Source organism: bacterium, assembly GCA_030654305.1.
Classification (GTDB): Bacteria; Krumholzibacteriota; Krumholzibacteriia; order LZORAL124-64-63; family LZORAL124-64-63; genus PNOJ01.
Window position 1 is genome coordinate 1 of the sequence record JAURXS010000463.1, and the last position, 4,031, is coordinate 4,031.

3 protein-coding genes are annotated in these 4,031 nt (G+C 67.7%); all 3 read right to left on the minus strand.

The window, feature by feature from the left end; genetic code table 11:
• Positions 1-44 precede the first annotated feature (44 nt).
• Positions 45-842 (minus strand): hypothetical protein, encoded by a 798-nt coding sequence (locus Q7W29_13275; protein MDO9172792.1) that lies wholly within the window; start codon positions 840-842, stop codon positions 45-47.
• Between the two features lie 42 nt (positions 843-884).
• Complete coding sequence (locus Q7W29_13280) at positions 885-2,549, minus strand: hypothetical protein (protein ID MDO9172793.1); 1,665 nt, start codon at positions 2,547-2,549, stop codon at positions 885-887.
• Positions 2,546-4,031 (minus strand): hypothetical protein (locus Q7W29_13285; GenBank protein MDO9172794.1); only part of this gene is annotated, 1,486 nt, incomplete at its 5' end. The genes Q7W29_13285 and Q7W29_13280, both read right to left, overlap by 4 nt.

The following is a 4,031-nucleotide window of genomic DNA, read 5'->3' on the forward strand; positions in this document are numbered from 1 at the left end:
CGCGGAGGGCGTCGTCGTTTCGCGGACGCGCTCCTCGCCTGCGATCATCCGGCGGTCTTCTCGAAGGTCGCGGCATCGACGCCGGCGACGGCCGCCAGGCGGACGACCGCGTCCTCGAGCGGCCCGAGGGAGACGTCGGCCCCGGAATAGCGCTCGTAGTAGCCGAAGGGGTTGTCCAGGTCCCTGATGAGCATGAGCAGGAACACCATCAGGTACGTGATGACGATGACGAAGAACAACGACTCGTAGAACGGCTCGATCTTCGCCAACACGAGACCGAGGCACAGCAGCACCGTGGTGATGTCGGCCAGCAGGTAGCCGGCGGACACGAAGGATGTCTCCCTGATCGTGTGGATGCGGATGATCGAGCGCCGCAGGTTGCTCTGCTCCTGCTTCAGCCTGGCCACCAGCGTCGCCTGGGACCACTGCTCCATCAAGGCCAACCGGGGCGTGAGCTCGTTGAGGTGCTCCAGCAGGACCGCCGTGCGCTGCCGCTTGTGGAACCATTCCAGGATATCGCGGCCCAGCCGCGCCAGGGCGACCAGACAGGCGTCGACGTCGGCCTCCGGCTTGACGATCCTGATGGCGGACACTTCCTGCGCCAGGTTCTCGAGGCAGGCGCCCAGCTCCCCCGGCAGGCGCTCGCTCTCCTTGTAGTCGGACAGGACGCCGCTGAGCAGGAACCCCATGAGGAAGATGTTGGCGGCGACGATCCCGGAAAACAGGGGGTTGATCGAGATCACTTCCCATCCGAGGTAATGCACGAGGATTTTCAGGACCAGGACGACGGCGACGAGCGAGCCGACGCGCGACAGGAGCCGGTAATGTATGCCGAATCGCATGGGTTCCTTTCGATTCATGCGGCCGCCGATTCGTCGCAGGCGCTAAGCGCCCGGGATGACGATGATCACGCCCGACACGGTCGCGGCGTCGACGATCTCGATGACGCCGGCAGCGTCCCAATCGGGCGTGGCGGGGTACCAGGTCGCGCCGGGAGGCGGGATCCCGGACTCGTCCCAATAGATGTCCGCCGGCACCGCCCCCACCTTGAAGCTGCCTTCGGGCAAGCCTCTGAACGCGAAGTCGGGATCGCCGGGGTACACTTGGTAATGTGCCCATTCCCGGCACGAATCCGCCGCGTACACGAAGATCACATAGTCCTCGTCCTCATCCGTGGCGGCCGGCAACTCCAAGCTCCCGGCGATCACGCCGCCGGTCTCGAAGACCAGATCGAGCGTGACGATGTCGCCGGGCTCGTCGATCGTGATCGGCAGGGCCGCGGCGGGAGTCGCCGCGCGGTCGTACCACTGGGGCCGCCAGGCGAACCTGCCGGCGGCAGATGCATCGTAATCGATCCGCAGCAGGAAGGTGCCGGGGCTCAGGTTGGGGATGCCGATCTCGTGGTAGTCCGAGAAATAGACGGCATGACGTCCGAGCAGCTCGGTGCCGGTCGCATCGTAGATGCAGCACCATGCACTGCCGAAACCGTCGGGTGGATCCGCGACGAGGAGGTGCAACCCGCACTGCAGGTACTCGAGGCCCGTGAGCGTCTCCCCCGGCCCGAGGGTGAAGACCTGAGCGGACTCGAATCGCGGCCCGCCGAACCAGTTCCCGGTGTCGTTGTAGTGGGTGACCTGCAGCTTGAACTCGGCCGGCAGGAGGAGATCGAGGCAGAAAGCGCCGTCCCCGTCGATCGCGAGGCGGTCGATCAGCACCAGCGAGTCCAGGTCCACCACCGAGAGCTCGGGGTTGTTCCCCGATCCCAGGTCCAGCCAGGCGCCGCCGATGCGGCCCTCGACACGCAGGGGTTCGACCGCGACCGGACAGTTGGCCCGCGACACCGCGCCGGCCGGCACGTCGAATCGCGTCGCGGCGGCGACGTCGCGGGTGCCCGGCAGCCAGACCGGTTCACAGGCATACGCGCGGTCTTCGTCCCACGGGATGCCCACTCCGAGCAAGACCCGATACTCGCCGGGCACCAGGGTCACCGGTTGCATGAGGTACCAGCCATTTTCGACCGTCGCGAGACGCCCGGCGCAGGGATTGGCGGGATCCACGGCCCCGTCCGGTCCGGACACATAGAAATGAACGAAACCCCTGTACCCTTCGAGACCGGGTGGGAACATCAGGTCCAGGTCCAGCGAACCGAGGGCGAAATCGATCCGGACCGGCGAGATCGCCGCGGCGACCGGGATCGTGTCGGCAGCGGCGTCATCGTAGACGAGTCGAGGCTCGGCGTGGTAGATCCTGTCGCTGGTGCCGTCCACTCGCAAGTAGACCAGGTAATTCCCGGCCGGCACGTCCATGCCGTAAGAACCGTCGTCCCCCACCTCGACGCTGCTCTCGAATCGATCCCGGTGATCGTCGTTCAGCCGCTCGAAGTAGACCACGGCCTCGACAGGCGTCACACCGGTGGTCACGCGACCTTCGAGGCGGCCGGCCGGGACCCCCGCCCAGGGATCGCCGAACTCGGCGCATCCGGACACGACCGCGAGGGACAACGCCAGGACAGGCAGCAGGGCGCGGTGCGCACGGCGGGGACGGGTCATGGCCGGCTCCCTCCCGCGAGCGCCGGCAGCGTCCAGGACAGGCCCGTCACGGCGCCGTGGTCGACGATCGTGACCGCGGCCGCGCCGCCGAAGCCGTACGACCCCGGATACCACCACACGACATCGCCGCCGAGCTCGGCGTAAAGGTAATAGTCGCCGTCGGCGAGGCCGCTGAAGGCGAAGGCGCCGTCGCCGGCGTACGACGGCCATGAGCACCACGGCTCGCCCTGCTCGTCGCAGAGCGCGACCTGGACCGACCCGGGATCAGCGCCGCCGGCCTCCAGCACCGCGCCGGCGATCCGGCCGCCCGGCACCAGGGAAACGTCGAGACGGCGGCGCACGCCCGCCGCCACGTCGATGGGCGTGGCGTCGGCCGAGGACGCGGCGCCGTCGTACCACTGACCGGCCCAGGTCTGGCCGTCGCAGATGCCATCCAGCTGCAGCAGGACACGGCCCGGCTCCAGGTTGCCGATCCGGATCGGGTTCTGCCACGTCACCTTGGACATCAGGATGTTCCCCGCTTCGTCCCTGATGCGGATCCTGGTGGAGCGCCGCACCAGGTCGCCCGGTCCCTCCAGCCAGACCTCGAGCCCGCCCTCGACCGCATCGACACCCGTGAGACGATCGCCCGCCTGCAGGGCGAACACGGCGGCGGCGGCGAACGAATCACCTCCATGCCAGCGGTCCGTCGAGTTGCAATCGAACCGCAGCCGGACGTCCAGCGGGAAGGGCAGGACGAGCACGAAACGGCCATCGTCGTCGCAAAGCACGCTCGAGACCGCGCGGGATTCCGACACGAAGGCGGTCACGGACATCGAGAGCGCCGGCTCCACCTGCCTGCTGCCCGTCACCCGGCCGGAGATGGTGGCGTAGGTGTTCGTGAAATCCGCCTCGTAGACGGCCGTGGATTCCAGCCCCACGACCAGGGTGTCGGCCGTCGCCGCTTCCAGCGAGCCCGGCAGGTAGATCGGGTCGTTGGAGTACGAACCGGAAAACGACAAGACGTAGGAACCGGGCTCGACGGCCTGGATTTCGAACTCCACCCACCCGTCCTCCACGTAATCCCTGTCCCCGCCGTCGTAGATGGTGTCGTTCTTGAGACCCAGGTAGCAAGAACGGGCCTCCCATTCCGGAGGCACCCGGACCCGGACCCGGACTTGCCCCCGCCGCAGTTCGTGATAAAGGACGGAGGGTTCGATCTGCACGGTGTCGGCTCGGCTGTCGCCCGTAGAGCCCAGATCGGAGTATCTGGTGTCCAGGGTGTAGCGGCCGGTCGGCAGTTCCAACCGGTACCAGCCCGTGGAGTCCGACTGTGTCTCGACGTGGATCCGATCGTCGTAGCTGTTGTGGGTGCCGATCGCGATCCTATCGGCGGCGATCGTCATGACCTGGCCCTGCCCCGCGACGAGCACGTAGCCCTCGACGGCGCCGACCTCGAACAGGGCGACGTCGGGCTCGGGCTCCCCCGTGCAGGAGACGAGC